Here is a 26,717-nt window from a genome sequence, read left to right on the forward strand (position 1 = left end):
CACTCAATGAATCTGCCGGATCGGCCTGGGCGCAAACGTCGCTCCCGAGGCGTTACAGGCTCGCCTCGCGGTAGCGCTGACCACCGGCGTAGGCATTACAGGCTGCACGGAACGCCTGAAAAAGACGCAACGAAACCGGGTTTTCGGCATAACGCCATTCCGGATGCCACTGCACTCCGACCACAAAGCCGGGCGCATCCTCCATGGAAACTGCTTCGATCAACCCGTCCGGGGCCAATGCCTCGACACGCAAGCCCTCAGCCAGGCGGTCGATGCCCTGGCTGTGGAGCGAGTTGACCATGAACTGCTGCGGTAACCCCAGTCGCTCGAATTTCCCATCGGGTTCGACCGTCACCAGGTGACGCGGGCTGTACTGTTCTTCGAGCGGGGCGTCCTGCGGCTCGCGGTGGTCCAGATAGCCGGGCAGCTCCTGGACACGCTGGTGCAAGCTTCCGCCCAGGGCCACATTGAGCTCCTGGAAACCACGGCAAATGCAGAACACCGGCACGCCGGCGGCAATCGCCGCCTGCAGCAACGGCAGGGTCAGCCGGTCACGAAACACGTCGTGCCGGGTGCCTTCGACGCTGGGGGCGCCATTGTAATGATGCGGCTCGACATTTGAAGGCGAGCCGGTAAAAAGAATGCCGTCGAGGCGTTCCAGCAGGCGCTGCGGGTCCAGCGCCTCGGTGAGCGCCGGCAGGATCAGCGGCACGCCGGCAAACGCGGCGGCCTCGACGTATTTGTCGCCCACGGTGTGGGAGGCAGTGTTGCCCAGCATCTGACGGCATGCAGTGACGCCGATCAAAGGCGTCTTGCGCAAATCCTGCTTCATCGATCCAGCCTCCCTTAGAGCTTGATCCAGGTCGCCTTGAGTTCGGTGTATTTGTCGAACGCGTGCAGCGACTTGTCGCGGCCGTTGCCCGACTGCTTGAAACCACCGAACGGCGCGGTCATGTCGCCGCCGTCGTACTGGTTGATCCAGACGCTGCCGGCGCGCAGGGCGCGAGCGCTGCGATGGGCCTTGGAAAGGTCCGAGGTCCACACCGCCGCGGCCAGTCCGAACGGCGAGTCGTTGGCGATGGCGATCGCTTCTTCGGCGCTGTCGAAGGTGATGACCGACAGCACCGGGCCGAAGATTTCCTCGCGGGCGATGCGCATGGCGTTGTTCACGCCATCGAAGATCGCCGGCTCGACGTAGACGCCGCAGGTGTCTTCAAGCACACGGCGGCCACCGGTGACCAGGGTCGCGCCATCGGCCTTGCCGGCCTCGACGTAGCCAAGCACGGTGTCCAGTTGAGTGGTGTCGACCAGCGCACCGACGCGGGTTTCCGGCTCCAGCGCATGGCCTGGTTTCCAGGCCTTGAGCGCCTCCACCACCATCGGCAGGAACTGCTCCTTGATCGAGCGCTCCACCAGCAGGCGCGAACCGGCGATGCAGACCTCGCCCTGGTTGAACGCGATAGCGCTGGCGGCGGCTTCAGCCGCGGCCTGCAGGTCCGGCGCGTCGGCGAAGACGATGTTCGGGCTCTTGCCGCCGGCCTCCAGCCAGACGCGTTTCATGTTCGATTCGCCGGCATACACCATCAGTTGCTTGGCGATGCGGGTCGAACCGGTGAACACGAGAGTGTCGACGTCCATGTGCAAGGCCAGGGCCTTGCCGACGGTGTGGCCAAAACCTGGCAGCACATTGAGCACACCGGCCGGAAGGCCGGCTTCCACCGCCAGTTGGGCGATGCGGATGGCGGTCAGCGGAGATTTTTCCGACGGTTTGAGGATCACCGAGTTGCCGGTGGCCAGGGCCGGGCCGAGTTTCCAGCAGGCCATCATCAGCGGGAAGTTCCAGGGCACGATGGCGGCAACCACACCCACCGCCTCGCGGGTCACCAGGCCAAGCTGGTCAGGCGCGGTCGGCGCGACTTCGTCGTAGACCTTGTCGATCGCCTCGGCGTTCCAGCGGATGGCGTTGGCCGCCGCGGGAATGTCGATGCTCAGCGAGTCGGCGATCGGCTTGCCCATGTCCAGGGTTTCCAGCAACGCCAGCTCGCGGGCGTTGGCCAGCAGCAGGTCGGCGAAGGCGATCAGCACGCGCTTGCGCTGGGCCGGCGCCTGCTGCGCCCAGACGCCGCTGTCGAAACTGCGGCGCGCGGCAGCGACTGCCAGCTCGGCGTCGGCGGCATCGCAACTGGCGATGGCAGCCAGGGCACGACCGTCCACCGGGCTGATGCAGTCGAAGGTCTCGCCAGAGGCGCTTTCGAGGTATTCACCGTCGATGAAGGCGCGCCCCTCGATGCGCAGTTGCTGGAAGAGGGTTTCCCATTGTTCGCGGGTCGGAATTGTCATTGTTCTGTTCTCCGGGCATCACACGGTATGCAGGTACCAGTTGTATTCGAGGTCGGAAATCGACACCTCGAACTCCGCCAGTTCGCTTTCCTTGCAGGCGACGAAAATATCGATGTAGTCGGGGCTGATGTACTGGTTCAGGACTTCGCTATCGTCCAGTTCGCGCAGGGCATCGCGCAGGTTGTTCGGCAGGCTCTGTTCCAGTTGCTCGTAGGAATTGCCTTCGATGGGCGCGCCCGGTTCGATCTTGTTGGTCAGCCCGTGGTGAATACCGGCGAGGATCGCCGACATCATCAGGTAAGGGTTGGCGTCGGCGCCGGCCACGCGGTGCTCGATGCGTACGGCGTCGGCGCTGCCGGTCGGTACACGGACGGCCACGGTGCGGTTGTCCAGGCCCCAGCTCGGCGCGTTGGGCACATAGAACTGCGCGCCGAAACGGCGGTAGGAGTTGATGTTCGGGCAGAGGAAGGCCATCGACGCCGGCATGGTTTCCAGCACGCCGCCGATGGCGTGGCGCAGGGCGTCGTTCTGCTCGGGGTCTTCGCTGGTGAAGATGTTCTTGCCGGTGGCCTTGTCCAGCAGCGAAATGTGCACGTGCAGGCCATTACCGGCCTGGCCCGGGTAAGGCTTGGCCATGAACGTGGAGTCCATTTCATGGTCGTAGGCGACGTTCTTGATCACCCGCTTGAGCAGCAGCGCGTAGTCACAAGCTTTCAGCGGATCGGCGACGTGGTGCAGGTTCACTTCGAACTGCGCCGGGGCGCTTTCCTTGACGATCGCGTCGGCCGGGATGTCCTGTTCCTTGGCGGCTTCGAGAATGTCCTGCAGGCAATCGACGTATTCGTCGAGGTCGTCGATCAGGTAGACCTGGGTCGATTGCGGACGCTTGCCGGAAATCGGCGAACGCGGCGGTTGCGGGCGACCGTTCAGGTTGTCCTGGTCGATCAGGTAGAACTCCAGCTCGAACGCGGCGCAGATGGTCAGGCCCAGGGCGTCGAACTTCTCGATAACGCCACGCAGCACTTCGCGCGGGTCGGCGAAGAACGGCTTGCCGTCCATCTCGTGCATGGTCATCAGCAACTGCGCGGTAGGACGCTTCTGCCAGGGCTCGAAGCTCAGGGTGCCGGGGATCGGGTAGCAGATGCGGTCGGCGTCGCCGATATCCAGGCCCAGGCCGGTGCTTTCCACCGTTGAGCCATTGATGTCCAGGGCGAACAGCGACGCGGGCAGGTTGATGCCCTTTTCGTAGACTTTGACCAGGCTCGCCCTCTCGACGCGCTTGCCGCGCACCACTCCGTTCATATCGGCGATCAGCAGATCGACGTACTGCACCTCAGGGTGGGCCTTTAGAAATTCGGCCATTTCGTCAACGGGGATGGCGCACGGAGAGACCGACGTCATGGCTAGGCATCCTTTAGAGTTTTTATTGGGGCAGCGATGTAGGGGGGTAATGCGCGTATTCGGGGCGGCGATGGCTGGCTTTTATTCTCGGGATTTCCATCGTGGGGAACGGCTGGCGCGTCATCTATCGGACGAGCGTTCCAGGTTCTGCGGCATCACGCCTTGCTAGACGGCCACCGTCGCACTATAGAATGGCCCCCACGCAACAGACATTGGCATTTTGGCAAGCAAAGAGTGCATCGATGCAATATCAGATCAGCCATGCCGACCTCTCCCTGGTTCTCGCCCTGGTCCGCGGACGCTCCCTGGCCAAGGCGGCAGAACTGCTCAAGGTCGACGTTTCCACGGTGTTCCGCTCGATCCGGCGGATGGAGGCCGCGCTCGGTACCGCGTTGTTCGTTAAAAGCCGCAAGGGCTACATCCCCACCGGCACCGCCCAGGCCCTGGCCGAACAGGCCGAGCGCGCCGAGCAGGCGCTGGACGCCGCACGCGTGGCGCTGACCCATGGCGAACAGGTGGTCAGCGGCACTGTGCGCCTGACCTGCACCGACGCGGTATTGCACAGCCTGCTGCTGCCGGCGCTGGCCGAGTTCATGCCGGCATACCCGGCGCTGTCACTGGAACTGGCGACGTCCAACACCTTCGCCAACCTCAGCCGCCGCGACGCTGACCTGGCCTTGCGCCTGACCAACTCGCCGCCCGAGCATCTTGTAGGACGCTGCCTGGGTTCGGCTTCTTATGTCGTGTGCGGTCGCGAGGAATTTCGCAGCCGCTTGACCGAAGCGCCCGCCAGCGTGCCGTGGATCTCGCCGGACGATTCCATGCAGGATCACCCCACGGTGGTCTGGCGCAGCGAAAAACTGCCCGGCGTAATGCCGCGCTACCGCTGCAGCGGCATTTCGTCCATCGCCCAGTTGGTCAGCGCCGGCCTCGGTGTGGCCGCGCTGCCGGACTATATGGCGCACACCCTGCCGGGGGTCGAGCAACTGAGCGAAGCGCTACCCGGTTGCGATACCCAATTGTGGCTGCTGACCCGCCCGGATTGCCGGGCATTGCGCTCGGTCCAGGCACTGTTCGACGAACTGACCCCGCGTTTGCGCAATGCGTTGATCTGACAGGTCGCGCAAGACAGTTGTAATAGACGCTTACAAGTAGGTATCGTCGGCATATCCGGGGCTCGAACCGAAATCAGCGCTTCCCTAACGGCTGGTGATTTTTTAAACTATCGAGTCCGCTCGCCCATTTGGGCAGAACACCGCATTCGCTATTTGAGGAACACCATGGCCCGCGTAACCGTTGAAGATTGTCTAGACCACGTGGATAACCGCTTTGAGCTGGTCATGCTGTCCACCAAGCGTGCCCGCCAACTGGCCACCGGCGGCAAAGAGCCGAAAGTGGCGTGGGAAAACGACAAGCCTACCGTCGTTGCCCTGCGCGAAATCGCCGAAGGCTTCATTACCAATGAGTTTCTCGCCGCAGAAGATATCGTCACTGAAGACCCGGTCTTCACTGCGTTCGACGAAGAGGCCAACGAGGCCGTCTAAGTCTATGCCTGGTCGACGTTGTGCGGCGCGGGTCCCTTATCCTCGGCAGGAGGTCGTATCTTGCCGAGCATAGATGCCCTCGCCGATCGTCTGTCGACCTACCTCGGGCCCGACCAGGTCAACCTGGTCCGCCGAGCCTATTTCTACGCTGAACAGGCCCACGACGGCCAACGCCGCCGCAGCGGCGAGGCGTACGTCACGCATCCGCTGGCCGTCGCCAGCATCCTCGCCGACATGCACATGGACCATCAGAGCCTGATGGCGGCCATGCTGCACGACGTGATCGAAGACACCGGCATCGCCAAGGAAGCCCTCAGTTCACAGTTTGGCGAAACCGTCGCGGAACTGGTCGATGGCGTCAGCAAGCTGACCCAGATGAACTTCGAGACCAAGGCCGAGGCCCAGGCGGAAAACTTCCAGAAGATGGCCATGGCCATGGCCCGGGATATCCGGGTGATTCTGGTCAAGCTGGCCGACCGCCTGCACAACATGCGCACCCTTGAAGTGCTGTCTGGCGAAAAACGCCGGCGCATCGCCAAGGAAACCCTGGAAATCTACGCCCCCATCGCCAACCGCCTCGGCATGCACAGCGTGCGCATCGAGTTCGAGGACCTGGGTTTCAAGGCGATGTACCCGATGCGCTCGGCGCGCATCTACCAGGCTGTCAAACGTGCACGCGGCAACCGCAAGGAAATCGTCAACAAGATCGAAGAGTCGCTCAGCCACGCCCTGGCGGTGGATGGCATGGAAGGCGAAGTCAGCGGTCGGCAAAAACATATCTATGGCATCTACAAGAAGATGCGCGGCAAGCGTCGCGCCTTCAACGAGATCATGGATGTCTACGCGTTTCGCATCATCGTCGACAAGGTCGACACCTGCTACCGCGTGCTCGGTGCCGTGCACAATCTGTATAAGCCCCTGCCCGGCCGCTTCAAGGACTACATCGCAATCCCCAAGGCCAACGGCTACCAGTCGCTGCATACCACGCTGTTCGGCATGCACGGGGTCCCCATCGAAATCCAGATCCGCACCCGCGAGATGGAAGAGATGGCCAACAACGGCATCGCCGCCCACTGGCTGTACAAGTCCAGCGACGACGAACAGCCCAAGGGCACCCACGCCCGCGCACGGCAGTGGGTCAAGGGCGTGCTGGAAATGCAGCAACGCGCTGGCAACTCCCTCGAATTCATCGAAAGCGTGAAGATCGACCTGTTCCCGGACGAGGTCTACGTCTTCACGCCCAAGGGCCGCATCATGGAGCTGCCGAAAGGCTCCACTGCGGTCGACTTCGCCTACGCGGTACACACCGACGTCGGCAACAGCTGCATCGCCTGCCGGATCAACCGCCGCCTCGCGCCGCTGTCCGAACCGCTGCAGAGCGGCTCGACGGTCGAAATCGTCAGTGCCCCGGGCGCACGACCGAATCCGGCGTGGCTGAACTTCGTGGTCACCGGCAAGGCCCGCACGCACATCCGCCACGCCCTCAAGCTACAGCGCCGTTCCGAGTCCATCAATCTGGGCGAACGCCTGCTGAACAAGGTGCTCAACGGCTTCGACAGCGCCCTGGACAAGATTCCGCCAGAGCGCGTCCAGGCCATGCTCGCAGAGTACCGCCTGGAACTGATCGAAGACCTGCTCGAAGACATCGGCCTGGGCAACCGCATGGCCTACGTCGTGGCCCGACGCCTGCTCTCCAGCGAAGGCGAGCAGCTGCCAAGCCCGGAAAGCCCGCTGGCCATCCGCGGTACCGAAGGTCTGGTGCTGAGCTACGCCAAATGCTGTACGCCGATTCCGGGCGACCCCATTGTCGGCCACCTCTCGGCCGGAAAAGGCATGGTGGTGCACCTCGAAGGCTGCCGCAATATCAGTGAAATCCGCCATAACCCGGAAAAATGCATCCAGCTTTCCTGGGCCAAGGACGTCACCGGCGAGTTCAACGTCGAACTGCGCGTCGAGCTGGAACACCAGCGCGGCCTGATCGCCCTGCTCGCCAGCAGCGTCAACGCGGCCGACGGCAACATCGAGAAAATCAGCATGGACGAGCGTGATGGCCGCATCAGCGTCGTCCAGCTTGTGGTCAGCGTGCACGACCGCGTACACCTGGCCCGCGTGATCAAGAAACTGCGCGCACTGGCGGGGGTCATCCGCATCACCCGCATGCGCGCGTAGCCCTTCCCGTGCAAGGAGTCACCATGAGCAAGACTGTCATCACCAGCGACAAGGCCCCAGCCGCCATTGGCACCTACTCCCAGGCGATCAAGGCCGGCAATACCGTCTACATGTCGGGCCAGATCCCGCTCGATCCGAAAACCATGGAACTGGTCGAAGGCTTCGAAGCCCAGACCGTCCAGGTGTTCGAAAACCTCAAGGCCGTGGCCGAGGCTGCTGGCGGTTCCTTCAAGGACATCGTCAAGCTGAACATCTTCCTGACCGACCTGAGCCACTTCGCCAAGGTCAACGAAGTCATGGGCCGCTACTTCGAGCAGCCGTACCCGGCTCGCGCGGCCATCGGCGTTGCCGCCCTGCCACGCGGCTCGCAGGTCGAGATGGACGCGATCCTGGTTCTCGAGTAATACCCTGCGGCGAGCCTGAGGGTTCGCCGCTTTTCCTCCCCTGAAGGACCCCGTAATGCGCAACGCGCTTGCCCTTTCGCTGCTTGCCGCACTGCTCGGCGGCTGCGCGAGCCACAAACCCGAAGACTACAACGGTGTCTGGATCAACCAGAACGCCATCGATGCTGCGTCCAAAGGCACTGGCCTGCGTTACGCACTCGAGCGCCACGGACCGAACTTCGAATGGAAGGTCAACGTCGCCGCCGGACAAGCCAGCTACAGCAACGGCTTCGAGCTGGTGGAAGGCCGCCTGAAGGCCATCGATGAAGACCACTGGCAAGTAGAACTCGACGGCGACCAGGTGGAAAACCTCGAACTGGATGGCAAGGAACTGGTGCAGGCCACCAGCGACTGGGCCCCGGAACAGCGTTTCCAGCGCAGCAGCGACACCATCAACCCCGATATTCCCCCAGGCGCCGCCTTCGAGCAGGCCCTGTATGGCGCCTACCTGAAAGGCAACTGGAAAATCCTCGAAGGCCCTGGCCAGGGCGGCACCGTGCGCTTTCGCGACAACGGCGCCCTCGACGGCCTGCCCAATCTGGACCGCTACGCCCTTTGCCTGGCGGGCGATTGCGCCAGCATGACCGGCAAGTTCGACAGCCTGTGGCTCGAGCGCAACCAGCAGGGCAATCCGTGGATCTTCAAGCGCGACGGCAAGCAGATGGAAATCTTCCAGGCCATCAACGACTCCCAGCCTGACGAAATGCCATCGCTGCGCCCCGGCGCTCGCCGCTGGCTGCTGGAACAGAAATAACGGACGGGCGCTTCAGCCGCGCCCTTCAAGAATCGCTGCATAGCCTTCGCGATAACTCGCAAATGTGGGCGTCCAGCCCAGCGCCCGAGCCCGGGCGTTGCTGCAGCGCTTGCTACCAGTACGGCGCACGCGCTGCTCCTCGGACCACTCGGTAACCCCCATGTGCTCGCGCAACCAGGCCACCACCTCGGCCAGCGGCGCGGGCGCATCGTCCACGCCGATGTAGCAATCCTCCAGCGCCCGCCCGTCCCGATCCGCCTGCAGCAGGAACGCCAGCAGGCCGGCGGCATCCTCGGCATGGATGCGGTTGCCATACAGCGGCGGTTCCTCGGTGACCCGATACCCTTGGCGCACCTGGCTGAGCAGCCATTCGCGGCCCGGCCCGTAGATCCCGGTCAGGCGCACCACGCTGGCCGGCACACCGCTCTGCAACGCCAGGCGCTCCGCCTCCAGCATCACCCGCCCGGAATACTCGCGTGGCGCGGTTTCCGCGGTTTCATCGATCCACTCGCCGTCCTGCTGGGCGAAAACACTGCTGCTGGAGACGAACAGCAGCCGACGCGGCTTCTGCCCGCGCTCGGCCAGCCAGCCCAACACATTGCGCAGCCCTTCGACATACGCCGAGCGATAGCCCGCTTCGTCATGCTGGCTAGCGGCCACGCTGTAGACCAGATAATCAGGCGCAACCACCGGCCAATCAGCCGGGCATTGACCTTGTTCGAGATCGGCTTTGATGCCCGTGACCCCCTCCGGCAAAGCGCCAGTATTCCTGCGCAAGCCGCTGACCGCCCAGCCAGAAGCCAGCAATTGCCTGGCCAGGCGCCCCCCGACATCGCCACAGCCGACGATCAGAACTGAAGGTAAAGACATGCCAAAACTCCCATAACCAAAGACCGAACTATTTCGCCAAAATCGATAGGCGGCTAGCCATCGCTGTAAAAAAAGCTACTTTATTACTTCTGCTAACAAGAATTACTTGCAATAATGGCCGCCCCTTTTTTCTGTTCTCGGCCTGTTTCGAGGCCTTGAAGACCATTCACGCATCCTCTTCATCAGGTCCGGCCAGCATGACACGCATCCAACCTTCCGCTTCGCCAACCACGTCGCGCGCCTTGCGCGCCATCGCAGCGCTGATGCTCAGCCTGACGCTGGCACCTGCCGCGATGGCAGAAGAACCTGCCGCAGCCACCGCCACTCCAGCAGCAGCGGTCGCACCTGCGACGCCAGCCGCAGAAGGCACCGCTGCCGCACACGGCGCAGAGCACGCAGCCGCTACTCCGGCAGACCCGGCCGCCGCGCCAGTCGAAGCGTCGGTGGAAGGTCCCCTGAATGCCGACGGCGAACCGCTCGCCGACGACCCAACCCTGGGCCTGGGCCACGACCTGTCGCCATGGGGCATGTACCAGAACGCTGACGTCATCGTCAAAACCGTCATGATCGGCCTGGCCATCGCCTCGATCATCACCTGGACCATCTGGATCGCCAAAGGCTTCGAGCTGCTGGGGGCCAAGCGCCGCTTGCGTCGCGAAATCGGCCTGCTGAAGAAGTCGGTCAGCCTCAAGGACGCCAGCGACAATACCAACGTCCCCGGCACCCTGTCGCACACGCTGGTCCATGACGCGCTGGAAGAAATGCACCTGTCGGCCAACGCCCGCGAGAAAGAAGGCATCAAGGAACGCGTCAGCTTCCGCCTCGAACGCCTGGTTGCCGCCAGCGGCCGCAACATGAGCAGCGGCACCGGCGTACTGGCTACCATCGGTTCCACCGCACCGTTCGTCGGTCTGTTCGGTACCGTCTGGGGCATCATGAACAGCTTCATCGGCATCGCCAAAACCCAGACCACCAACCTTGCAGTCGTTGCCCCGGGTATCGCCGAAGCACTGCTGGCCACCGCGCTGGGTCTGGTTGCCGCGATCCCGGCGGTTGTCATCTACAACGTCTTCGCCCGCTCCATCGCAGGCTACAAGGCTCAGGTGTCCGACGCCTCCGCACAGGTACTGCTGCTGGTCAGCCGTGACCTGGACCACCAGCCTGGCGAGCGTTCCGCGCAGCCGCACATGGTGAAAGTGGGGTAAACCATGGGCCTGCATCTTAACGAGGGCGGCGACGATCTCGCCGAAAACCACGAAATCAACGTTACGCCGTTCATCGACGTAATGCTGGTTCTGCTGATCATCTTCATGGTGGCAGCGCCGCTGGCGACGGTCGACATCAAGGTCGACCTCCCAGCCTCGACCGCGAAGCCCGCGCCGAGACCGGAAAAGCCTGTGTTCCTGAGCGTCAAGGCTGACCAGAAGCTTTACCTCGGTGAAGACCTGGTCCAGCAACCGAGCCAGCTGGGGCCGATGCTGGATGCCAAGACCAAGGGTGACAAGGAAACCACGATCTTCTTCCAGGCCGACAAAGGTGTGGACTACGGCGATCTGATGGAAGTCATGAACACATTGCGCGCCGCCGGCTACCTCAAGGTCGGTCTGGTCGGGCTTGAGACGGCAGCCAAGAAATGATCGAGACCCGGTACAAGCTGGGGCGTTACGGCGGTAGCCTGTTACTCGTGCTGGCAGTGCATGCCATCGCAATCGTGTTGGCGCTGAACTGGTCGGCACCGCAGGCCATCGAACTGCCGCCCGCAGCAATGATGATCGAAATGGCTCCGATGCCAGAGCCGGCGCCGCCACCACCGCCCAAGGTCGTGACGCCGCCGCAACCGCCCGCACCGGTAGAAGAACCGCCGTTGCCGAAGCTGGTTGAAGCACCGAAGCCGAAAATCGCTATTCCGAAACCTGCCAAACCCAAGGCCAAGCCCCAGCCGCCAAAGCCGGAGCAAAAGCCTGATCCGCAGGAGAAACCGGTCGAGCAGGACGTCGTCGATACCCCGCCGAGCAACGCGCCGGCGCAAAAATCGGCGGCACCGGCACCGAGCATCGCCAGCAACAGCAACGCCTTGCCGACCTGGCAGAGCGACTTGCTGCGTCACCTGGGCAAGTTCAAACGCTACCCGGAAGACGCTCGCCGTCGCGGCCTGCAGGGCATCAACCGGTTGCGCTTCGTGGTCGATGGCGAAGGCCGGATCCTGTCCTACTCGCTGGCCGGAGGTTCGGGCAGTGCCGCGCTGGACCGCGCGACCCTGGAGATGATCCGCAAGGCACAGCCAGTGCCGGCGCCACCCAAGGAGCTGCTCAACAACGGCAGCATCGAAGTGGTTGCACCGTTCGTCTACTCGCTGGACAAGCGCTAAGGCTGGAAAAAAGACGGCGACCCTCGGGTCGCCGTCTTCCTTCATGAAGCCTGGATCATTGTTTCTGTCGCCCCGATGCAAGTCTGATAACGTGCTTCTATCGGTTGCAGCCGCTATGCTGGGGCCGCTACTTCATGGACGCATGTTATGACCCTCACAGAATTACGCTACATCGTCACTCTCGCTCAGGAACAGCATTTCGGCCACGCCGCCGAACGCTGCCACGTCAGCCAGCCGACCTTGTCGGTGGGCGTGAAAAAGCTTGAGGACGAGTTGGGCGTACTGATTTTCGAGCGCAGCAAAAGCGCGGTGCGCCTGACCCCGGTCGGCGAAAGCATCGTCGCCCAGGCGCAGAAAGTCCTCGAACAGGCCCAGGGCATCCGCGAACTGGCCCAGGCTGGCAAGAACCAGCTGACCGCGCCGCTCAAGGTCGGAGCCATCTACACCGTCGGCCCGTACCTGTTCCCCCACCTGATTCCACAACTGCACCGGGTCGCCCCGCAGATGCCGTTGTACATCGAAGAAAACTTCACCCACGTGCTGCGCGACAAACTGCGCAACGGCGAACTGGACGCGGTGATCATCGCCCTGCCGTTCAATGAAGCCGACGTGCTGACGCTGCCGCTCTATGACGAGCCGTTCTATGTGCTGATGCCCAGCGGCCACCCCTGGACCCAGCAAGAGACCATCGACGCCAGCCTGCTCAACGACAAGAGCCTGCTGCTGCTGGGCGAAGGTCACTGCTTCCGCGACCAGGTGCTCGAGGCCTGCCCGACCCTGGCCAAGGGCAGCGACGGCGCCAAGCACACCACGGTGGAATCCAGCTCGCTGGAAACCATCCGTCACATGGTCGCCTCTGGCCTCGGTATCTCGATCCTGCCGTTGTCGGCGGTGCACAGCCATCACTACGCGCCTGGCGTGATCGAAGTCCGTCCGTTGAGCCCGCCCGTGCCGTTCCGCACCGTGGCCATCGCCTGGCGGGCCAGTTTCCCGCGGCCGAAGGCCATTGAGATCCTCGCTGATTCGATCCGTCTGTGCTCGGTGGCCAAGCCACCCGCGGACCAATAGGTTTTCGCCATGACCGAGTTGTCCCAGGTGTCGGTCACCGCATTGAAAGGCGTCGGCGAAGCCATGGCCGAGAAGCTCGCCAAGGTCGGCCTGGAAAACCTCCAGGACGTGCTGTTCCATCTGCCCCTGCGCTATCAGGACCGCACCCGCGTGGTGCCCATCGGTGCGCTGCGTCCTGGCCAGGATGCGGTCATCGAAGGCGTGGTCAGCGGCGCAGACGTGGTGATGGGCAAACGCCGCAGCCTGGTCGTGCGCCTCGGTGATGGCAGCGGCGTGCTGAGCCTGCGCTTCTATCACTTCAGCAACGCCCAGAAAGACGGCCTCAAGCGCGGCACCCACCTGCGCTGCTACGGCGAAGCCCGGCCCGGCGCCTCGGGGCTGGAAATCTACCACCCCGAGTACCGCGCCCTTACCGGCGACGAGCCGGCGCCGGTGGACCAGACCCTGACCCCGATATACCCGACCACAGAAGGCCTCACTCAACAGCGCCTGCGCCAGTTGAGCCAGCAGAGCCTGGCCATGCTCGGCCCGCGCAGCCTGCCGGACTGGCTGCCCGAGGAACTGGCCCGCGACTACCAGCTCGGCCCGCTGGACCAGGCCATTCGCTACCTGCACCAGCCGCCCGCCGATGCCGATGTCGATGAGCTCGCCGAAGGCCAGCATTGGGCCCAGCATCGCCTGGCCTTCGAAGAACTGCTCACCCACCAGCTTTCACAGCAACGCCTGCGGGAAAGCCTGCGGGCCCTGCGCGCGCCGGTGCTGCCCAAGGCCAAGCGGCTGCCGGCGCAGTTCCTCGCCAACCTGGGCTTCCCGCCGACCGGCGCGCAGCAGCGGGTCGGCAATGAAATCGCTTACGACCTGAGCCAGCCCGAGCCCATGTTGCGCCTGGTCCAGGGCGATGTTGGCGCGGGCAAGACCGTGGTCGCCGCCCTCGCCGCGCTACAGGCGCTGGAAGCCGGCTACCAGGTGGCGCTGATGGCGCCCACCGAGATTCTCGCCGAACAGCACTACATCACCTTCAAACGCTGGCTCGAACCGCTGGGTATCGAAGTCGCGTGGCTGGCCGGCAAGCTCAAGGGCAAGGCCCGCACCGCGTCGCTGGAGCAGATCGCCAGCGGCACGCCCATGGTGGTTGGCACCCATGCGCTGTTCCAGGAAGAGGTGAAATTCCACAACCTCGCCCTGGCGATCATCGACGAACAGCACCGCTTCGGCGTCCAGCAGCGCCTGGCCTTGCGCCAGAAAGGCGTGGGCGGCCGTTTCTGCCCGCACCAGTTGATCATGACCGCGACCCCAATCCCGCGGACCCTCGCCATGAGCGCCTACGCCGACCTCGACACCTCGATCCTCGACGAACTGCCGCCCGGGCGTACCCCGGTCAACACCGTGCTGGTCACCGACAGCCGGCGCTTCGAAGTGGTCGAACGGGTGCGTGCCGCCTGTGCCGAAGGGCGCCAGGCGTACTGGGTGTGCACCTTGATTGAAGAATCCGAAGAGCTGACCTGCCAGGCCGCCGAAACCACCTTCGAGGAGCTTTCCAGCGCCTTGGGCGAGCTGCATGTGGGGCTGATTCACGGGCGCATGAAGCCTGCGGAAAAGGCCGCGATCATGGCCGAGTTCAAGGAAGGCCGCCTGCAACTGCTGGTGGCCACCACCGTGATCGAGGTCGGCGTGGATGTGCCGAACGCCAGCCTGATGATCATCGAAAACCCCGAGCGCCTGGGCCTGGCCCAGTTGCACCAATTGCGTGGCCGTGTCGGCCGCGGCAGCGCCGTGAGTCACTGCGTGCTGCTGTATCATCCGCCACTGTCGCAGATCGGCCGCGAACGCCTGGGGATCATGCGCGAAACCAACGACGGCTTCGTCATCGCCGAAAAGGACCTGGAACTGCGCGGCCCGGGCGAAATGCTCGGCACGCGCCAGACCGGCCTGCTGCAGTTCAAGGTCGCCGACCTGATGCGCGATGCCGACCTGCTGCCCGCCGTTCGCGACGCCGCCCAGGCGCTGTTGGCGCGCTGGCCCGATCACGTCAGCCCGCTGCTCGAACGCTGGCTGCGTCACGGCCAACAATATGGCCAGGTGTGACGTGATCCACGCAATTGGATCCAGCCACCCGGTCAAGCTGGGTATACTCTGCCTCTGTAAAAAATTTGGATACAGACCATGATTGAAGTTGCCCTCGATACAGCAACCCCACAGGTTCCGTCTGTTATCCGGCTGCTGCTCGACAAGCTCGGCGTCGCCTATCGCGAAGTGCCCGAACAACCGCAGTTGCCGCCCGAAGCCCGTGTTATGGCCGTCCTGCTGGACGACTCGGTCGGCGCGCTGATGGTGCTGTTCCCGCAGAGCCAGTTGCTCGACCTCAGCCGTCTCACCGAACTGACCGGGCGCAAGCTGGCCGCGGTGCCGCTGGAGCGTCTGCAACAGATGCTCGACAAGCACGGGCTGAAGATCCTGCCGGCCATACCCGCGCTGACCAGTTCGCCCTGCTTGTACGAAGAGAGTGTGCTGCAGCAGGAGCGCTTGCTGGTGCAGTCGGGTGAAGCCGGGTTGCTGCTGGAAATCGAGCGCGACGACTTCAAGAAGATGCTCAGCAAGGCCAGCGCCGGCAAGTTCGGCGAACTGCTGAGCCAGATCCGTCCGAACCTCGACCGGCCCGCTGACGACAGCGAGGAAATCACCCAGGCCGTTCAGGTTTTTACCGCGCGTCGAATCCAGCAGCGCCTGGAAGCGACCATCGAAATCCCGCCGCTGGCCGAAACCGCGCAGAAAATCATCAAGCTGCGGGTAGACCCCAACGCCACCATTGATGACATCACCGGTGTGGTCGAAACCGACCCGGCGCTGGCGGCCCAGGTGGTCAGTTGGGCGGCCTCGCCCTACTACGCCTCACCCGGCAAGATCCGCTCGGTGGAAGACGCCATCGTCCGCGTGCTCGGCTTCGATCTGGTGATCAACCTGGCGCTGGGCCTGGCGCTGGGCAAGACCCTCAGCCTGCCGAAGGATCATCCGCAACAGACCACGCCGTACTGGCAGCAATCGATCTACACCGCTGCGGTGATCGAGGGTCTGACGCGCGCAATGCCGCGGGCTGAACGCCCGGAAGCGGGGCTGACCTATCTGGCGGGGCTGCTGCACAACTTCGGCTACCTGCTGCTGGCCCACGTGTTCCCGCCGCATTTCTCGCTGATCTGCCGACACCTGGAGGTCAACCCGCACCTGTGCCACAGCTATGTGGAGCAACATCTGCTGGGCATCAGCCGCGAGCAGATCGGCGCCTGGCTGATGCGTTTCTGGGACATGCCGGAAGAGCTTGCCACCGCCCTGCGCTTCCAGCACGACCCGCATTACGCCGGCGACTACTCGGCCTTCCCCAATCTGGTGTGCCTGTCGGTGCGCCTGCTGCGCGCTCGCGGTATCGGCTCCGGGCCAGACGAGCCTATTCCGGACGAGCTGCTGGAACGCCTGAGCATCACTCGCGAGAAGGCTGAAGACGTGGTCCACAAGGTGCTGGAAGCCGAAACCATGCTGCGCGAACTGGCCTCGCAGTTCAGCCAGCACTGAGTCCGGCTGTAGCGGCTGTCACGAAAAAGCCTGGCCCCTTGGGGTCAGGCTTTCTTTTTGGGCTTCAGGTACTTCATCAGGCCCTGGAACCACATCACCAGGGCCGGGTTGCCCTTGATCTGAATGGTCTTGTCCTGGATCCCCTGCATGAACGCCAGTTGCTTGTTCTTCGCCTGAAGGGTCTCGAAGCCGAACACGGCGTCCTTGAAGGCGATGGCGAAGGCCGGGGTCGGATGGGTGCCGCCACCGCTGCTGATGCGATTGTCTTTGACGACGAAGTGGCGGGCGACCTTGCCGTCCAGAGTCTGTAGCTGGAACACCAGATCCTTGCCCTGCAATTGCTGCTGGAAAGCCGGATTCTTGCGGCTGGCCCGGGACATCAGCAGCCCCATGGCCCAAAGGAGAAAGCGGAACTTCATGAATGCGCCTCGGCGAAAAAGTGACTGGCGCGCGCAGTTTATCCTTTTAGTGAACGAATGCTACTGGTCGACCTGCTTTTGCTGCAGCGATCACCCCAAGCAAAACGGGCATCCCTTGGGATGCCCGTTCTCACTGCATTCGATGAATCACGCTCTCAAGGATTGACGCTGTCCTTGAGGAACTTGCCTGGCTTGAACGCCACGGTATTGCTGGCCTTGATTTTCACCGGCTCGCCGGTTTGCGGGTTTTTGCCGGTGCGGGCACCGCGGTGACGCTTCTCGAACGTACCAAAGCCTACCAGGGTCACTCCGTCCCCTCCGTGCAGGGCGTTGGTGATTTCTTCGAGCACGGCATTCAGGACACGGTTGGCCTGCTCTTTGGTGAGATCGGCCTTTTCAGCGATGGCTGCGGCGAGTTCGGGTTTACGCATGGTGAAGCCCCTTTGACGGAATTTTTTGTTGTTATGCCGTGCCGCCCAACAGGCAGCGCCCAAGGCACCGCAGGCTCTAAACTGCGGCAGACGGGAGTGAGGATGGCACGCCACCAAGGGCCGCGCCAGTCTCTGCGCGGCCATTGTGGCGGCAATGGAGGGGTAAATCCGACAGAACGCCTGTTATTTACGCCATCAGGGGCGGAAGCTGGCGATTCAGTGCCAGCTTCTCCATCACCGCAGTACCCGTAAGGGCATAGCCGAGCAGTTGGCCCGCAGCATCGTGGCAGAGCACTTTCAGGTCGGCGCCCTGCCCTTCGACTGTCCACTGCCCCTCTTGCCCTAGCGGCGGCGGCGACACCACCAGCGGGCAGGCCGGGGTTTTCACCGTGATCGGCATCGGTCCATAGCTGACCGCAGTCGGGTTGCCGGCCAGCGTCTGCGACAACGCCCGCGCCCCGCCCATCAACGGCATCACGTAGAGCAGGTTGATCCCGTCCACTTCGGCGCAATCGCCCAATGCGTAGATATTGGCATGGGACGTGCGCAGGTGGCGGTCAACGACCACCCCGCGATTGGTCCTCAAACCGGCTGCCGAGGCCAGGTCGGTGCGGGGTTTCAGGCCGACCGCAGAAACCACCAGATCGCAGGCGATCACGGAGCCGTCCGACAGATGCGCCTCAAGCCCGTCCGTCACCCGCTGCAAGCGGTTCAGCACCGGCCCGAGGTGGAAGCGCACGCCCAGCCCTTCAAGCCCGGCCTGGACCGCTGCCGCGGTGGCCGGATGCAACAGGGTCGGCATGACCTGCTCGCACGGCGCCACCAGCTCAACCTCGAAGCCGCCCAGGCTCATGTCATTGGCGAACTCGCAGCCGATCAGGCCAGCCCCGAGGATCAACACCCGACGCTTGCCCGCCGCCGCCGCGCGGAAACGCGCGTAGTCCTCCAGGTCATTGATCGGGAACACCAGATCGGCAGCATCGCCCTCAAGCGGTACACGCACGGTTTCTGCGCCCCAGGCCAGCACCAGGTCGCGGTAGCGCACCTGCTCTTCGCCGATCCACAGGCGCTTGTGACCGGGATCGATGCCGCTGATGCGGGTGTGGGTGCGGATCTCGGCCTTCAACTGCTCAGCCATGGCGCCCGGCTCGGCCATGCACAGGCCGTCGGCGTCCTTGTTCTTGGCAAAACCGGTCGAGAGCATCGGCTTCGAATAGGAGCGGCCATCGTCCGCGGTAATCAGCAATAACGGCGTCTCGCCGTCGAGCTTGCGAAATTCGCGGGCGAGGTTGTAACCCGCCAGTCCGGTGCCGATTATCACGACGGGATCGGTCATGCCTTGCGTGTCCTTCAAAAAGGGTGAAAAAAGATCAGCCGATGGCGATCATCTCGAAATCCATCTTGCCGACGCCGCAGTCCGGGCACAGCCAGTCTGCCGGAACGTCTTCCCAACGGGTGCCGGGCGCGATGCCGTCATCCGGCCAGCCCTCGGCCTCGTCGTAAATCAGGCCGCACACCACACATTGCCACTTCTTCATCGTTGATCTCCTTACATTCAGGCCAGGCGCGATCGTTATGCGTCGATCGTCAGCAGGGCTTTGTACTGAGGCTGGCCAGGCGATGCAAGTTGCCAGGGGCAAACATGCTAAGCTCGCCGCCTCTCTGGCCTGTAACCGCTGATCTACCGTGCCATACGAATCCTCGCAATTTCCGGCTGCGCAATGGACGCAGCACACACCGCAGCTCGCCGCGAAAACGCCTGCGCTGCTCCTGGACTGGCTGTTCGACCAGGGCTCCCTGACCCGCCGTTTGACCCGCCTCTCTGCTGACCATTTCTCCGTGACGCCCCTTTATGAAGGCTGGCAGACCCTGCGCACCGACGAATGCCAGGCCCTTGGCCTGGCGCCGGGCAGCGAAGGCTGGGTGCGCGAGGTTTACCTGCGCGGCCATGGCGAACCCTGGGTGTTCGCCCGCAGCGTTGCCGGCCGCGAGGCCTTGCTCAACGATGGCCTTGATCTGGAAGCGCTGGGCAGCCGGTCACTGGGCGAGTTGCTGTTCTGTGATCGCGGCTTCGCCCGTCAGGCGATCGAAGTCTGCCACTACCCGCCGGATTGGCTGCCGCCCGAGCAGAACAGCGAAGGTCTGTGTGGCCGCCGTTCGCGTTTCGACCGTGGCGCGCTGGGCCTGCTGGTGGCGGAGGTTTTTCTTCCCGCGCTGTGGCACGCCACTGAAGCTTTCCAGGAGGTCCGCTGATGTACCTGAGCCTGCTCAAGTCGCTCAATCGCCTGCATCCCCGTGCGTGGGATTTCATCCAACTGAGCCGTATGGACAAGCCGATCGGCATCTACCTGCTGCTCTGGCCGACCTTGTCGGCGGTCTGGATTGCCGGCAAAGGCTCGCCGACCCTGGCCAATGTGCTGATCTTCCTGTTCGGCGTGGTGCTGATGCGCGCAGCGGGCTGCGCCATCAACGACTTCGCCGACCGCAAGGTGGACGGACACGTCAAACGCACCGCCGAGCGGCCACTGGCCAGCGGCAAGATCAGCAGCCGGGAAGCCCTGGCGTTGTTCGCGCTGCTGGTGGGCCTGAGTTTCCTGCTGGTGCTGTGCACCAACGCCACCACGGTGTACCTGTCGTTCGGCGCGGTGGCGCTGGCGGCCTGCTACCCGTTCATGAAGCGCTACACCTACTACCCGCAGGTAGTCCTGGGCGCGGCGTATTCGTGGGGTATTCCGATGGCCTTCACCGCAGCGAACGGCGAGCTGCCGGCGATCGCCTGGCTGCTGTACATCGCCAACCTGCTGTGGACGGTGGGGTATGACACCTACTACGCGATGGTCGATCGCGACGACGACCTGAGGATCGGGGTGAAATCCACCGCGATCCTGTTCGGCGAAGCCGACCGCATCATCATTCTGTCGCTGCAGGTCGGGTCGCTGCTGTGCCTGCTGCTGGCCGGCAACCAATTCGACCTGGGCGGCTGGTTCCATCTCGGCTTGCTGGGCGCGGCGGTGTGCTTCGCCTGGGAGTTCTGGTCAACCCGCAGCCTGGCGCGGGACGCCTGCTTCAAGGCGTTCCTGCACAACCATTGGGCGGGTTTGATCATCTTCGTCAGCATCGTGATCGACTACGCGACACGCTGACTCGAACGCAGTGCTACCGGGTCGATCGCAATCGCCGGCAAGCCGGCTCCCACAGTGGCTGATTCAAGCCTCTGTGGGAGCTACGGTTCAGGGCTTGGCGACGTGCCAGACGTCCTTCATGCCATCACCGGTCATGTCTCCGCCCTTCTTGTCCTTGACGAAGGTGTACAGTGGTTTGCCGTCGTAGGCCCACTGCATGCTGCCGTCGGCACGCTTGATCTGCGTCCATTTGCCTTCGGCCTTCTCACCGGCCTTGGCCGCCAGGGGTGGCCAGTTCTTCGCGCATTCGTCGTTGCACATGGACTTGCCGCCAGCATCCTTGTCGAAGGTGTAGAGCGTCATGCCGTTGTGATCCACCAGCATGCCGTCCTTCTCCATGGCATGGTCGGCCAGGGCCATCCCCGGTAAGGCGAGAGCTGCGCAGAGCGTCATCCAGTTCAGCGTATGTCGTGTCATTGGATTCACCGTTAAATCTCGGGAGTGGGATTTACAGCCTAGCTCAGTAACGAAATGTTGCTGCAACGGCCCCCGACCTGTCACACGACTGCAATAATTCCGTTATCTAATGCGGGCCAAGACACCAGAAGCTGGGAGAGGTTTGAGCATGGTTGGCAGGAACATTCTGATCGTTGACGACGAAGCGCCAATTCGCGAAATGATCGCCGTTGCATTGGAAATGGCTGGCTATGACTGCCTCGAGGCCGAAAATTCGCAACAGGCCCATGCCATCATCGTGGACCGCAAGCCGGACCTGATCCTGCTCGACTGGATGCTGCCGGGCACCTCGGGCATCGAGCTGGCCCGCCGCCTCAAGCGCGACGAGCTGACCAGCGACGTACCGATCATCATGCTCACCGCCAAGGGTGAGGAAGACAACAAGATCCAGGGCCTGGAAGTCGGCGCCGACGACTACATCACCAAGCCGTTCTCGCCGCGCGAGCTGGTCGCCCGCCTCAAGGCCGTCCTGCGCCGTGCCGGCCCGAGCGATGGCGAAGCGCCGATCGAAGTCGGCGGCCTGCTGCTCGACCCCATCAGCCACCGCGTGACCATCGACGGCAAGCCCGCCGAGATGGGCCCCACCGAATACCGCCTGCTGCAATTCTTCATGACCCACCAGGAGCGTGCCTACACCCGCGGGCAACTCCTCGACCAGGTCTGGGGCGGCAACGTCTATGTCGAGGAACGTACCGTCGACGTGCATATCCGGCGCCTGCGCAAGGCACTGGGTGAAGCCTATGAAAATCTGGTACAAACCGTTCGCGGCACGGGTTACAGGTTTTCAACCAAGGGTTGAAAGCCGTTTCAAGCTTGCGCTTGATCCAGTCTCAAGAAGAGCAAAAAGCAAAACGCGATCCGCTTCAACCTTGCAGCGTGTAGCTGCAACGTGAGGCTGATCCCCAAGGATCCCGAAGTGAACCAGAACTGGCACGGCACCCTCATTCGCCACATGCTGCTGCTGATTACCGTCTGCCTGCTTGTCGGGCTGATCAGCGGCCACTATGGCTGGAGCCTCGCGCTCGGCCTGGCTGTCTACCTGGGCTGGACCCTGAAACAGATGCTGCGGCTGCACCAGTGGCTGCAAGAGCACAGATCCGATGAAGCACCACCGGACGGCTACGGCCTGTGGGGCGAGATCTTCGACAGCATCTATCACCTGCAGCGCCGTGACCAGCGGGTCCGCGGGCGCCTGCAAGCGGTGATCGACCGCGTCCAGGAATCCACCGCCGCGCTGAGAGATGCGGTGATCATGCTCGACAGCGAAGGCAACCTGGAGTGGTGGAACCGCGCCGCGGAAACCCTACTGGGCCTCAAAACCCCGCAGGACAGCGGCCAGCCGGTGACCAATCTGGTCCGCCATCCACGCTTCAAGGAGTATTTCGAACAGGAAAACTACCTGGAGCCGCTGGAAATCCCGTCGCCGATCAGCGACCGCCTGCGCATTCAGTTGCACATCACCCGCTACGGCAACAACGAGCACCTGATGCTGGTGCGCGACGTCACCCGTATCCACCAGCTCGAACAGATGCGCAAGGATTTCGTCGCCAACGTATCCCACGAATTGCGCACACCGCTGACCGTGATTGCCGGCTACCTGGAAACCCTGCTGGACAACGTGGAAGACGTGAATCCACGCTGGACGCGGGCGCTGCAGCAAATGCAGCAACAGGGCGGCCGCATGCAAACGCTGCTCAACGACCTGCTGCTGCTGGCCAAGCTGGAAGCCACCGATTACCCGTCGGACAACCTTCCGGTCGCAGTCGACACCCTGCTGCACTCCATCAAGGGCGACGCCCAGGCACTGTCTGGCCAGCGCAACCAGCGCATCACCCTGGAAGCCGAGCCCGGCCTGCGCCTGAAAGGCAGCGAGGCGGAACTGCGCAGCGCCTTCTCCAACCTGGTGTTCAACGCCGTGAAGTACACCCCGGACGAGGGCAATATCCGCATCCGCTGGTGGGGCGACGAACACGGCGCGCACCTGAGCGTGCAAGACTCGGGCATCGGTATCGACGCCAAGCACCTGCCGCGCCTCACCGAGCGTTTCTACCGGGTCGACTCCAGCCGAGCGTCCAATACCGGCGGCACCGGCCTGGGCCTGGCGATCGTCAAACACGTGTTGCTGCGCCATCGTGGCCGCCTGGAAATCAGCAGCGTTCCCGGCCACGGCAGCACCTTTACCTGCCACTTCGCCGGCGTTCAGATCGCCGGCCGCAAGGTTCAGTGATCCAGCGCACTTTGCATTTGGGTTTTCAGCCGCTACATTGGCGGACGGGTGCCAGCATGAGCTGGCATCTTTTTTCTCCCTATTTCAAGAAGACGGACCCCGTAAAACTCCATCATGGACCCTTCCCCTAGTATCAGCCTCGCCTCACTCTTCGCCGATTTCGGCATGATTCTTTTCGCTCTCTTGCTGGTTCTGCTCAACGGCTTTTTCGTAGCCGCCGAGTTCGCCATGGTCAAACTGCGCTCGACCCGGGTCGAGGCAATCGCCGAACAGAATGGCTGGCGCGGACATATCCTGCGCACCGTACACAGCCAACTGGACGCCTACCTGTCCGCCTGCCAACTGGGTATCACCCTGGCATCGCTGGGCCTTGGCTGGGTCGGCGAACCGGCGTTCGCCCACCTGCTCGAACCGCTGCTGGCCGCCATCGGCGTGCAGTCGCCGGAGATCATCAAGGGCGTTTCGTTCTTCAGCGCCTTCTTCGTGATTTCCTACCTGCACATCGTGGTCGGTGAGCTGGCGCCCAAGTCCTGGGCGATCCGCAAGCCAGAGCTGCTGTCGCTGTGGACCGCCGTGCCGCTGTACCTGTTCTACTGGGCCATGTACCCGGCCATCTACCTGCTCAACGCCAGCGCCAACGCCATCCTGCGTATCGCCGGCCAAGGCGAGCCCGGCCCGCACCACGAGCACCACTACAGCCGTGACGAACTGAAACTGATCCTGCACTCGAGCCGTGGCCAGGACCCCAGCGACCAAGGCATGCGCGTGCTGGCCTCGGCGGTGGAAATGGGCGAGCTGGAAGTGGTCGACTGGGCCAACTCCCGGGAAGACATGATCAGCCTCGACGTCAATGCGCCGCTGAAAGAGATCCTGGCGATGTTCCGCCGGCACAAGTTCAGCCGTTACCCGGTGTACGACGCCGAGCGCGGCGAGTTCGTCGGCCTGCTGCACATCAAGGACCTGCTGCTGGAACTGGCGGCGCTGGACCACGTTCCAGAATCCTTCGACCTGGCCGAGCTGACCCGCCCGCTGGAGCGCGTCTCCCGGCACATGCCGCTGTCGCAGTTGCTGGAGCAGTTCCGCAAAGGCGGCGCGCACTTCGCGCTGGTCGAGGAGGCCGACGGCAAAGTCATCGGCTACCTGACCATGGAAGACGTGCTGGAAGTGCTGGTCGGCGATATCCAGGACGAACACCGCAAGGCCGAACGCGGCATCCTCGCCTACCAGCCGGGCAAGCTGCTGGTGCGGGGTGACACGCCGCTGTTCAAGGTCGAGCGCCTGCTGGGCCTGGACCTCGACCACATCGAGGCGGAAACCCTCGCTGGCCTGGTCTACGAGACCCTCAAGCGCGTCCCCGAAGAGGAAGAAGTGCTGGAAGTCGAAGGCCTGCGCATCATCATCAAGAAGATGAAAGGGCCGAAGATCGTCCTGGCCAAGGTGCTCAAGCTCGATTGAGCACCGTCACGGGTTGCCGGCGGTGAAGTTCGGCAACCCACCCACGGGCTGGTTGAACTGGTAGGGAATCGACTCCACCGCCAGCCCGACATTGCGCTGCACCACAAAATGCAGGTGCGGCGCGGTGCTCCTGCCGGTATTCCCCGACCGCGCCAGCGGCGTGCCATACGCCACCTGCTGCCCTTCCCTGACCACCACCGAACCGCGCATCAAGTGCAGGTACACGCCCATGGTGCCGTCGCCGTGCAGGACCCTCACGAAATTGCCGGACGGCTGCGTCCCGCGCCCGCTTTGCCGGTTCTCCACCTTGACCACCACGCCAGGACGCGCGGCGATGATCGGCGTGCCCTCGGGCATGGCGATGTCCATGGCGTAGCGGCCTTTGGGCCCGAAATGGCTGAAGCGGCCGTTAGGGCCCTGGGTCAGGCGAAACGGCCCGCCACGCCAGGGCAAGGGGTAGCGATAGGCCTGCGGCCGCTGCACGGGGTCGCCGAGGGCCGTACGAAATTTCTCGCGGTAAGTCACCGGTTTGCCCGGTTGCAAGGCGCTGATGCTGGTAAGCGCTACCGTGGCCCGTGGCGGCACCACCCGCCATACTACCCGCGGCCCGACGTCCCTCGCATTGCCCAGGCGCTCCAGGCGCAACTCGACTTCGACGGGCGCGAACAACTCGTTGTACACGGAGAAATGCACACCGCCGGCATGCGGCGTGGCTTGAAGGTGCACCTGACTGTCCAGTTGCTCGACCATCTGGTCCCGAAAGATGAAAGGCCGCGCACCAGGCTGGGGCCGATCAGAGTAGGAAACAACACCGTAAGGGTCGGTGCTTTTATAGATGGTCATGGCCAGAGCCGGCCCGGCAGATAGCAGCAAGGCGCAGAACAGCAGCAGGCGGGATGGCATGACTAATGGCCTTCTGACAGTTGTGCTTTGTCGAAGCCTAGCAGCCGGTTTTTGTCGCAGAAGGCGGGGACTGTTTCAGGAAGGTTCAAGCCGATCAGCGGTGGCAATTTGCCGCCAGACGGCGCGTCGGCGAGCCACTGGGCAGCTTCGCTCGACGCAGGTCGGGGTGACCGGTGATCAGGCGCTCGGAATGTATTGCTTCTGGGCCGTACCGCGGGCGATCAGGCGAGACAGGTAGTCGAGCTTCTGCGCATCCTGGTCGACGAAACGGAAGATCAGTTGCAGCCAGTCGCTGTCGGGCTTGGGCTCAAGTGCCGCGACCGAATGCAGGTAACCGTTGAGCCGGGCGATCTCCGAGGTCTCGCCTTGCTCCAGATCCAGCACGGCGCCTTCCAGCACCTGCGGCAGGGCATCGCTGCGGCGTACCACCAGAGAAGCTTCCTTGAGGGTCAGTGCCTTGATGATGCAGGGCTGATTGCCGCTGGACAGGCGCAGCTGGCCTTGGCCACGTCCGGCCGGCACGGCAGGCTTGGCCGGCTCAGGCGCGGGAGCGCTGACCTGTGGCTGGGCGGCTGGCGCCGCGACCGGTGCACTGGCCTTGGCCTGCTCAGGCTTGCCGCTGGTCAGGGCCGACAGCGAGTCATTGGCAAAACCGCTGGAGGAGCGTGCATTACCGCCGGCCATGCTCGCCTCGAGCTTGCCAACCCTGGCCAGGGCCTTTTTTACTTTGGTCAGCAACTGCTCGTTGGTGAACGGCTTGCCGACATAGTCGGAAACGCCGGCCTGGATGGCCTGAACCACGTTTTCCTTGTCGCCGCGGCTGGTCACCATGATGAACGGCAGGGTCTTCATCGAGTCCTGCTGGCGGCACCAGGTCAGGAGTTCGAGGCCGGACATCTCCGGCATTTCCCAGTCGCACAGAATCAGGTCGAACACCTCCCGGGCCATCAGGGTCTGGGCTTTGCGCCCGTTGACCGCATCTTCAATGACCATGCCCGGAAAATAGTTGCGCAGGCATTTCTTCACCAGATCGCGGATAAACGGCGCGTCATCCACCACCAAAACACTGACTTTACTCATCGCCACTCCTTCCTGATCCCGACTAGCATAACGTTGACTGATG

The 26,717-nt window shown here is 63.4% G+C and carries 27 protein-coding genes; 16 read left to right on the forward strand and 11 right to left on the reverse strand.

The features are described 5' to 3' along the window. Positions 1 to 52: 52 nt before the first annotated feature. Genes NTD82_RS24955 through NTD82_RS24965 form a run of 3 tightly spaced genes read right to left on the reverse strand, consistent with a single transcriptional unit; the run spans position 53 to position 3,741 of the window. Positions 53 to 832, reverse strand: coding sequence for a gamma-glutamyl-gamma-aminobutyrate hydrolase family protein (locus NTD82_RS24955; protein WP_095158954.1), 780 nt, complete (start codon positions 830 to 832; stop codon positions 53 to 55). A gap of 14 nt (positions 833 to 846) precedes the next feature. Then, positions 847 to 2,340 carry an aldehyde dehydrogenase gene (locus NTD82_RS24960; protein ID WP_262130703.1) on the reverse strand — a complete coding sequence of 498 codons (1,494 nt, stop codon included), beginning with the start codon at positions 2,338 to 2,340 and terminating at the stop codon, positions 847 to 849. An 18-nt stretch (positions 2,341 to 2,358) separates the two neighbouring features. Next, on the reverse strand, positions 2,359 to 3,741 hold the full coding sequence (locus tag NTD82_RS24965; protein WP_095158952.1) for a glutamine synthetase family protein: 1,383 nt from the start codon (positions 3,739 to 3,741) through the stop codon (positions 2,359 to 2,361). A gap of 242 nt (positions 3,742 to 3,983) precedes the next feature. Between NTD82_RS24965 and NTD82_RS24970 the strand changes: the two genes are divergently transcribed. From NTD82_RS24970 to NTD82_RS24990, 5 genes are all read left to right on the forward strand, one after another. Continuing rightward, entirely contained in the window at positions 3,984 to 4,856 is an 873-nt protein-coding gene (locus NTD82_RS24970) for a LysR family transcriptional regulator (RefSeq protein WP_262130704.1), read from the forward strand. A gap of 165 nt (positions 4,857 to 5,021) precedes the next feature. Next, positions 5,022 to 5,285: a DNA-directed RNA polymerase subunit omega gene (gene rpoZ / locus NTD82_RS24975; RefSeq protein WP_095158950.1), complete on the forward strand. Its 264-nt coding sequence runs from the start codon at positions 5,022 to 5,024 to the stop codon at positions 5,283 to 5,285. Positions 5,286 to 5,345: 60 nt separating this feature from the next. Beyond that, the gene (gene spoT / locus NTD82_RS24980; protein ID WP_095158949.1) at positions 5,346 to 7,454 is read left to right on the forward strand and encodes a bifunctional GTP diphosphokinase/guanosine-3',5'-bis pyrophosphate 3'-pyrophosphohydrolase; all 2,109 of its coding nucleotides are present in this window, start codon (positions 5,346 to 5,348) and stop codon (positions 7,452 to 7,454) included. 23 nt (positions 7,455 to 7,477) lie between these two features. Beyond that, the gene (locus NTD82_RS24985) at positions 7,478 to 7,858 is read left to right on the forward strand and encodes a RidA family protein (protein ID WP_095158948.1); all 381 of its coding nucleotides are present in this window, start codon (positions 7,478 to 7,480) and stop codon (positions 7,856 to 7,858) included. 55 nt (positions 7,859 to 7,913) lie between these two features. Continuing rightward, entirely contained in the window at positions 7,914 to 8,651 is a 738-nt protein-coding gene (locus NTD82_RS24990; protein WP_262130705.1) for a hypothetical protein, read from the forward strand. 12 nt (positions 8,652 to 8,663) lie between these two features. Here NTD82_RS24990 and NTD82_RS24995 read toward each other — a convergent pair whose 3' ends face one another. Next, entirely contained in the window at positions 8,664 to 9,521 is an 858-nt protein-coding gene (locus NTD82_RS24995) for an SDR family oxidoreductase (RefSeq protein ID WP_262130706.1), read from the reverse strand. A gap of 197 nt (positions 9,522 to 9,718) precedes the next feature. On the opposite strand from NTD82_RS24995, the gene exbB reads away from it, so the two are divergent. From exbB to NTD82_RS25025, 6 genes are all read left to right on the forward strand, one after another. Continuing rightward, positions 9,719 to 10,726, forward strand: a complete 1,008-nt coding sequence (exbB, locus tag NTD82_RS25000; protein WP_095158945.1) for a tonB-system energizer ExbB — start codon at positions 9,719 to 9,721, stop codon at positions 10,724 to 10,726. A gap of 3 nt (positions 10,727 to 10,729) precedes the next feature. Next, on the forward strand, positions 10,730 to 11,158 hold the full coding sequence (exbD, locus tag NTD82_RS25005) for a TonB system transport protein ExbD (protein WP_095158944.1): 429 nt from the start codon (positions 10,730 to 10,732) through the stop codon (positions 11,156 to 11,158). Further along, on the forward strand, positions 11,155 to 11,889 hold the full coding sequence (locus NTD82_RS25010; protein WP_262130707.1) for an energy transducer TonB: 735 nt from the start codon (positions 11,155 to 11,157) through the stop codon (positions 11,887 to 11,889). Before exbD ends, NTD82_RS25010 begins: the two co-directional genes overlap by 4 nt. Positions 11,890 to 12,036: 147 nt before the next feature. After that, entirely contained in the window at positions 12,037 to 12,957 is a 921-nt protein-coding gene (locus NTD82_RS25015) for a hydrogen peroxide-inducible genes activator (protein ID WP_095158942.1), read from the forward strand. 9 nt (positions 12,958 to 12,966) lie between these two features. Next, the gene (gene recG, locus NTD82_RS25020) at positions 12,967 to 15,042 is read left to right on the forward strand and encodes an ATP-dependent DNA helicase RecG (protein WP_095158941.1); all 2,076 of its coding nucleotides are present in this window, start codon (positions 12,967 to 12,969) and stop codon (positions 15,040 to 15,042) included. A gap of 78 nt (positions 15,043 to 15,120) precedes the next feature. Then, on the forward strand, positions 15,121 to 16,521 hold the full coding sequence (locus tag NTD82_RS25025) for an aminoacyl-tRNA deacylase and HDOD domain-containing protein (protein ID WP_262130708.1): 1,401 nt from the start codon (positions 15,121 to 15,123) through the stop codon (positions 16,519 to 16,521). Between the two features lie 44 nt (positions 16,522 to 16,565). On the opposite strand, the gene NTD82_RS25030 is transcribed toward NTD82_RS25025, so the two are convergent. From NTD82_RS25030 to NTD82_RS25045, 4 genes are all read right to left on the reverse strand, one after another. Then, the gene (locus NTD82_RS25030) at positions 16,566 to 16,940 is read right to left on the reverse strand and encodes an SCP2 sterol-binding domain-containing protein (protein WP_262130709.1); all 375 of its coding nucleotides are present in this window, start codon (positions 16,938 to 16,940) and stop codon (positions 16,566 to 16,568) included. 155 nt (positions 16,941 to 17,095) lie between these two features. Continuing rightward, positions 17,096 to 17,371, reverse strand: coding sequence for an HU family DNA-binding protein (locus NTD82_RS25035; RefSeq protein WP_095158938.1), 276 nt, complete (start codon positions 17,369 to 17,371; stop codon positions 17,096 to 17,098). 187 nt (positions 17,372 to 17,558) lie between these two features. After that, positions 17,559 to 18,707: an NAD(P)/FAD-dependent oxidoreductase gene (locus NTD82_RS25040; RefSeq protein WP_262130710.1), complete on the reverse strand. Its 1,149-nt coding sequence runs from the start codon at positions 18,705 to 18,707 to the stop codon at positions 17,559 to 17,561. 34 nt (positions 18,708 to 18,741) lie between these two features. Continuing rightward, on the reverse strand, positions 18,742 to 18,909 hold the full coding sequence (locus NTD82_RS25045) for a rubredoxin (RefSeq protein ID WP_095158936.1): 168 nt from the start codon (positions 18,907 to 18,909) through the stop codon (positions 18,742 to 18,744). A 148-nt stretch (positions 18,910 to 19,057) separates the two neighbouring features. Here NTD82_RS25045 and NTD82_RS25050 point away from each other — a divergent pair, with 148 nt between their 5' ends. Together NTD82_RS25050 and ubiA are read left to right on the forward strand one after the other, a co-directional pair. Further along, positions 19,058 to 19,624 carry a chorismate--pyruvate lyase family protein gene (locus NTD82_RS25050; protein WP_262130711.1) on the forward strand — a complete coding sequence of 189 codons (567 nt, stop codon included), beginning with the start codon at positions 19,058 to 19,060 and terminating at the stop codon, positions 19,622 to 19,624. Continuing rightward, a complete protein-coding gene (gene ubiA, locus NTD82_RS25055; protein WP_262130712.1) occupies positions 19,624 to 20,514 on the forward strand; it encodes a 4-hydroxybenzoate octaprenyltransferase in 891 nt (296 codons plus the stop codon). The genes NTD82_RS25050 and ubiA overlap by 1 nt, the downstream gene beginning before the upstream one ends. Positions 20,515 to 20,601: 87 nt before the next feature. On the opposite strand, the gene NTD82_RS25060 is transcribed toward ubiA, so the two are convergent. Then, the gene (locus NTD82_RS25060; RefSeq protein WP_095158933.1) at positions 20,602 to 20,970 is read right to left on the reverse strand and encodes a hypothetical protein; all 369 of its coding nucleotides are present in this window, start codon (positions 20,968 to 20,970) and stop codon (positions 20,602 to 20,604) included. Positions 20,971 to 21,118: 148 nt separating this feature from the next. Here NTD82_RS25060 and phoB point away from each other — a divergent pair, with 148 nt between their 5' ends. From phoB to NTD82_RS25075, 3 genes are all read left to right on the forward strand, one after another. Then, on the forward strand, positions 21,119 to 21,808 hold the full coding sequence (gene phoB / locus NTD82_RS25065) for a phosphate regulon transcriptional regulator PhoB (protein ID WP_095158932.1): 690 nt from the start codon (positions 21,119 to 21,121) through the stop codon (positions 21,806 to 21,808). Positions 21,809 to 21,961: 153 nt separating this feature from the next. Continuing rightward, a complete protein-coding gene (gene phoR / locus NTD82_RS25070) occupies positions 21,962 to 23,236 on the forward strand; it encodes a phosphate regulon sensor histidine kinase PhoR (protein ID WP_262130802.1) in 1,275 nt (424 codons plus the stop codon). 114 nt (positions 23,237 to 23,350) lie between these two features. Next, entirely contained in the window at positions 23,351 to 24,691 is a 1,341-nt protein-coding gene (locus NTD82_RS25075; RefSeq protein ID WP_095158930.1) for a hemolysin family protein, read from the forward strand. Positions 24,692 to 24,697: 6 nt separating this feature from the next. Here the strand turns inward: NTD82_RS25075 and NTD82_RS25080 are convergent, their stop codons facing one another. Beyond that, entirely contained in the window at positions 24,698 to 25,594 is an 897-nt protein-coding gene (locus NTD82_RS25080; RefSeq protein ID WP_262130714.1) for a peptidoglycan DD-metalloendopeptidase family protein, read from the reverse strand. A 177-nt stretch (positions 25,595 to 25,771) separates the two neighbouring features. Further along, positions 25,772 to 26,674, reverse strand: a complete 903-nt coding sequence (locus NTD82_RS25085; RefSeq protein ID WP_095158928.1) for a response regulator — start codon at positions 26,672 to 26,674, stop codon at positions 25,772 to 25,774. Positions 26,675 to 26,717: the final 43 nt, after the last annotated feature.

The sequence above is a fragment of the Pseudomonas sp. 5P_5.1_Bac1 genome (genome assembly GCF_025466015.1).
Taxonomy (GTDB): Bacteria; Pseudomonadota; Gammaproteobacteria; order Pseudomonadales; family Pseudomonadaceae; genus Aquipseudomonas.